The sequence below is a fragment of the Chamaesiphon polymorphus CCALA 037 genome (genome assembly GCF_003003845.1).
Classification (GTDB): Bacteria; Cyanobacteriota; Cyanobacteriia; order Cyanobacteriales; family Chamaesiphonaceae; genus Chamaesiphon; species Chamaesiphon polymorphus.
The window spans coordinates 1-5171 of record NZ_PVWO01000431.1 but is presented as its reverse complement, the minus strand read 5'-3'; the positions used below and the strand labels follow the sequence as shown (position 1 = coordinate 5171).

Annotated in this window: 4 protein-coding genes; 3 read left to right on the top strand and 1 reads right to left on the bottom strand. The window is 44.2% G+C overall.

Annotated features, from left to right (window positions below; translation table 11 throughout):
- Together C7B77_RS23605 and C7B77_RS23600 are read left to right on the top strand one after the other, a co-directional pair.
- Positions 1-1514 (top strand): DUF1574 family protein (locus C7B77_RS23605; protein ID WP_219892259.1); only part of this gene is annotated, 1514 nt, incomplete at its 5' end.
- Positions 1515-1724: 210 nt separating this feature from the next.
- Positions 1725-3251, top strand: coding sequence for an MBOAT family O-acyltransferase (locus C7B77_RS23600; RefSeq protein ID WP_106310689.1), 1527 nt, complete (start codon positions 1725-1727; stop codon positions 3249-3251).
- Positions 3252-3263: 12 nt separating this feature from the next.
- On the opposite strand, the gene C7B77_RS23595 is transcribed toward C7B77_RS23600, so the two are convergent.
- Complete coding sequence (locus C7B77_RS23595) at positions 3264-4181, bottom strand: LysR family transcriptional regulator (RefSeq protein WP_106310687.1); 918 nt, start codon at positions 4179-4181, stop codon at positions 3264-3266.
- A gap of 177 nt (positions 4182-4358) precedes the next feature.
- Between C7B77_RS23595 and C7B77_RS23590 the strand changes: the two genes are divergently transcribed.
- Entirely contained in the window at positions 4359-5120 is a 762-nt protein-coding gene (locus C7B77_RS23590; protein ID WP_106310685.1) for an SDR family oxidoreductase, read from the top strand.
- Positions 5121-5171: the final 51 nt, after the last annotated feature.

Below are 5171 nucleotides of genomic sequence, written 5' to 3'. Positions count from 1 at the left end.
GGGTGAGTTTATCTTTACTGCATCGCCATCATTTGCTCCACGTCATGAGCGAAGCTCCCATTTGCCCGATTCAGAGTCAAGTAGCAACCACTGTCGTGAAAGTATTGCAGCAATTGGCATTGCCAGGAATTAAAGGGATCCGCGTTCACGGACGAATTTCGGGGTACTCGATTTCGCAATGGACTTATGGGGTAGATTTCAATCTGTTGCCATTAGAATTGCCGCCAGTAGTGCCCGAACGTCAATTTGTCCCCCAGCCATCATTGCCGAAGATCGGTTTGGCAGAACGAATCAGTCAATATTTAGTAAAAACGGGGATCTGGAAACCACAACTTACCATCGATACCACCAGTCAACTCGCTTATCAACCGCGCTTTCGGTGGCAACCATCGCTATTGTTATTTATAGCTGGCTTGGGATGCACGATCGCCAGCAATATCGCGATCGAATCTGTCATGAAAAGCCGCCAGATTTCGGCAGATGCTGTAGTGAATAGCCCCCAGCTATCCTTTAATAACCCGCTGCTAGAACAAAAACTCGCTCAATATCAATTACGCTGCTTGCAACATGGCGTACCGGATATTTTGATCGTCGGTAGTTCGCGGGCAATGCGCGGCATCGATCCGCAAGTATTGCGTCATCACTCTATTGCCAATCGTCCCAATCTCAAGGTCTACAATTTTGGAATTAATGGTGCCACCGCACAAGTTGTCGATACGATCTTGCGGCAATTATTAACCCCCCAACAGTTACCAAAACTGGTGATCTGGGCGGATGGAGCTAGAGCATTTAATAGCGGACGTACCGATCGCACGTATGAAACTATTGCTACATCCGATCGCTATCGCCAATTAGCACGGATGTTAGGTTTTAAAAACAATACTTCCACACTTTTTCAAGCACAATCGGCATTTCAAACTACTTATCAAGCGATCGATACGGCCATCGATCGCCGCTTGGCATCTGTTTCTTTGGCATACAATCGGCGCGATACGCTCAAAAATTGGCTGCGCGTTAGAGTCCCAGATATCGGGCAGCTTACCGATCGAGACGATCTCGATAATATCGATCTGGCAACGATGGTTAACGATCGAGATATCGATTTCGACGGCTTTTTACCGATCGATTTGCAATTCGATCCGGATACTTATTATCAGAAATACACCAAGGTAACTGGCGATAGCGATGGCGATTATCTCAACTTTCAACTACAGGGCAATCAGGATCGAGCTTTACACCAAACGATCGAGCTATTAGCAGCTTACCAAGTGCCTTTAGTATTTGTAAATATGCCTTTGTCGGATCTCTATCTAGATAAAGTTCGCCGTCAGCACGAAGTTGTTTTTCAACAATACATGCAAAAATTAATGGCCGATGGCAAACTTACTTTTATCGATATGGATGATTTCTTGAGCACAAAATACGATCGCTTCTCCGATCCCAGTCATCTCAATAAATTTGGCGCGATCGAAGTAAGTAAATATTTGGCTCGAAATAAAGAAATTAAATGGTAATAGCTTCCGTTTCATCTACATAATTACAGATAACGATTGAATCCTATTCACTATCTGTCAATTATTGTTTAATAACCGCAGAGGCGCGGAGGGCGCAGAGAGTATAGAGTTCCATTATAAGCTGATTTCAGAGGTTACATCAAATTAATAATGCGTAAAAATTTCAACTGCTCGATCGGTACTATTCGCAATTTTTAAGTATTATCGCACATGAAATTTATTTCCTCTAACTATGCTATCTTCTTGTCGGTAACTTTGTTGTGTTATTGGGGGATAGCGAGGACTCAAAATCAGAAATTGTGGGTAATCGTAATTTCTAGCATCTTATTTTATATTTCGTTTTTGCAGATTCAATATTTCCCAGTCATTTTAATGATGATCTTGGTAAATTACTGGATCGGCAAGATTTTGTTAGACAGTCAAATTATTGAATACAAAGATATTCAAAGCTGGCTCGACGAAGACTACTTTCAGCGGTGGTTGCCGAGAGGTAAAAAGCAGCGAAAACGACTGTTGATAGTTGGCATATCATTCAATATTTTATTACTAATTGCCGCCAAATATATTCCATTTTTATTAACGATCGCAGCTCCACTCAATCCCCTAAAGCTTCAGCCGCTAGCGATGTGGATGAAAACAAGTTTTCTACCACCCTTGGGGATTTCTTTTCTGAGTTTTGAATCTGCGGCTTATCTGATCGATGTTTATAAAGGTAGTCCGGCGACGGGTAATTTACTAAAATATGCTGCTTATAAATCATTTTTTCCGAAGTTAGTATCGGGGCCGATTACTCACTACCATCAATTTGCACCTCAATTAAATAATTTACGATTTCCCTCGATCGAACGGTTGGCTGAAGCGGGATGGCTGATTGCGAGCGGTGCGATTAAAAAGACCTTAATTGCGGATAATTTAGCAGTAATTGTCAGATTAATTTTCGATCCCAATACACTCGATCGAGCGGGTAGTATCGATTTGTGGTTGGCGATATTTGCCTATGGCTTGCAGCTCTATCTAGACTTTAGCGGCTATGTAGATATCGTCATGGGTACGGCTATTTTGTTTGGAATTAATCTCCCCACCAACTTTAACTTTCCCTACATGAGCGTGAGTATCGCTGATTTTTGGCGGCGGTGGCATATCAGTCTGGGAAATTGGTTGCGCGACTATATTTATATTCCCTTAGGTGGTTCGCACTTGGGACTATTCCGCACTTGCTTAAATCTGTTTGCACTAATGTTAATTTCTGGGATTTGGCATGGTGCTGACTGGGGATATATCGTCTGGGGCGTCATCCACGGTACCGCTCTAGTCATCCATCGCCTGACGCATACCCTCTCGCAAAAAATCGATGCTCTTGCTAAATTTTGGAGCAGTTGGTTGGGACATTTATCTGGTTGGTTTTTGACTCAATTATTGGTATTTGTGACTTGGATTTGGTTTCGATTGCCCAATACCCAACAGTCCAATCTTGTATTCCAACATTTATGGGGTCATCCGCGCGACGCTCAGTTCGTCAATAAAATTTATGTCGAAAATCTACATTTAGCGGACAGTCAAGTTGTGTTAATTTTAGTCGGAATTTTTACTGCTATATTCGTGACTTATACATTCGATCGATTATTAAAAGTAAGTCTGAATTGGCCGCTCAAGTTATTATTAATTCCGCTATGTTTATATGTCGTGTGGTTGTTATCGCCAACAGAGAGCTTAGGATTTATTTATTTTGATTTTTAAAATTAGATCGCTTTAGATACTCGCGCATAATGTTTGAATAGTCTGACGCAACCAACAATTCGCATCATCCTTGTCGCTTAATTTGCTCCATAACATCGAGACTGTCCATGCAGGTAACTCGATCGGTAGTTCAAAAAACTCAATTTCATCCAATCTAGAAAAATAACTTGCCATCCGCAATGGGACGCAAGCGATCGCATCGGTAGAGGCAATAATAGCGGGTAAAACTAATACGTGAGGCACAGTTAATACAATGCGCCGCTGGAGATTGCGAACTGCTAATGCTCGATCGATTTGTCCGGTAATGTCGCGGCGAATCGTCACTAAAACGTGAGAGAGGCTGACGAACTCGTCTAGAGAAATCGACTTGTACACGATCGCGGGATGATGTTTGCGCGCGATGCCAACAAAATGCTCGTGAAATAATGGCAGACAAATTGTTTGCCGAGGGGGATAAGGGAAAACACCCAATGCCAGATCGATTTCACCTGTTTCGAGCAAATCGCCGACGCGATCTTTTTCAAATTCGAGCGTTCTAAAATTCAGATTGGGTGCGGATCGATGGCAATATGCCATCAATTTGGGGAGCATAATGAAGCTCGTATAATCTGCGCTCCCGATCGTAAAATCGCGCGAGTCGGACGCTGAGACAAAATTTTGGCTAGCTCGAACGGTTTGGCGAATTTGGTGCAGTGCGGCAGAAATTCCTGGCGCGATCGCGACAGCTTTGGCGGTAGGTTGCATCTCTCGTCCCACGCGGATAAACAATTCATCCCCAAATAAAGTTCTCAATCGTCCCAAGGCCGCACTCATGGCTGGTTGTCCGAGATAGAGCTTGCGAGCTGCCGCCGTCACGCTGCGTTCCTCAAACAACGATTCAAAGGCAACTAAGAGATTTAAGTCGATCTGAGCTAGTTCAATCGATTTCATTGATATATACAATTCATACAATCGATTTGATTAATTTACAGGATCTTGGTAGTGTAAGTCTAGACGAACTACACAAACGTATTGTTGACTTCAGACACATATTTTTTACCAACCCATGCTAGGTAGCAGCTTGTTTCCCAGCATCAACAATAACTAACTGGCAAGAGGACAATAATCATGGAAATTAACAACGCAGTTGCACTCGTCACAGGTGCTAATGGTGGTCTTGGCGGTCACTTTGTCGATCGATTGCTCCAGTCAGATGTCGCCAAGATTTATGTCTGCGCTCGGAGCATTGGCAAATTGCAAGATTTAGTCGCACTCGATCCTCAACGGATCGTCCCGATCGAACTCGATGTTACTAATCCCCAATCTGTAGCAGCCGCAGCCGCTAAGTGTGCCGATGTCTCGCTATTGATTAATAACGCTGGTACCTCGCTCAATCATGGCATCATTTCGGCTCCAGATTTAGATGCGGCTAAAGCGGAAATGGATGTTAACTACTTTGGCATGGCATCCATGTGTCGCGCCTTTGCACCGATCCTCAAGCAACAAGGTGGCGGCACAATTGTCAATATCTTATCGCTCTTGGGTAAAGTCAATCTACCGTTTAGCGGCTCTTATAGTGCTTCTAAAGCCGCTGCCATTTCGATGACGCAGAGCGTCCGAGCGGAGCTGGCAGCGCAGAATACGCTGGTAGTCGGCGTAATGCCAGGAACTGTCGATACCGATCTAGCCAAGGCATGGCCAGATCCGAAAGTTGCTCCAGCGGAAGTTGCCAGAGCAGCCGTGCAAGCCGTGGTAGAGCAGCAGGAAGATGTTTATCCTGGCGAACAAGCCGCTCAGGTTTCGGTACAACTATTAACCGATCCCAAAGGAGTGGAGAAATACATGGCGAGTTTCTTACCTGGCATGGAATTGGCAGGAACTACCGCTTAGAGTGTAGGCGCAGGGTGCCCCGTCTTGTCTTTGTCTTGACGCATCGAACGG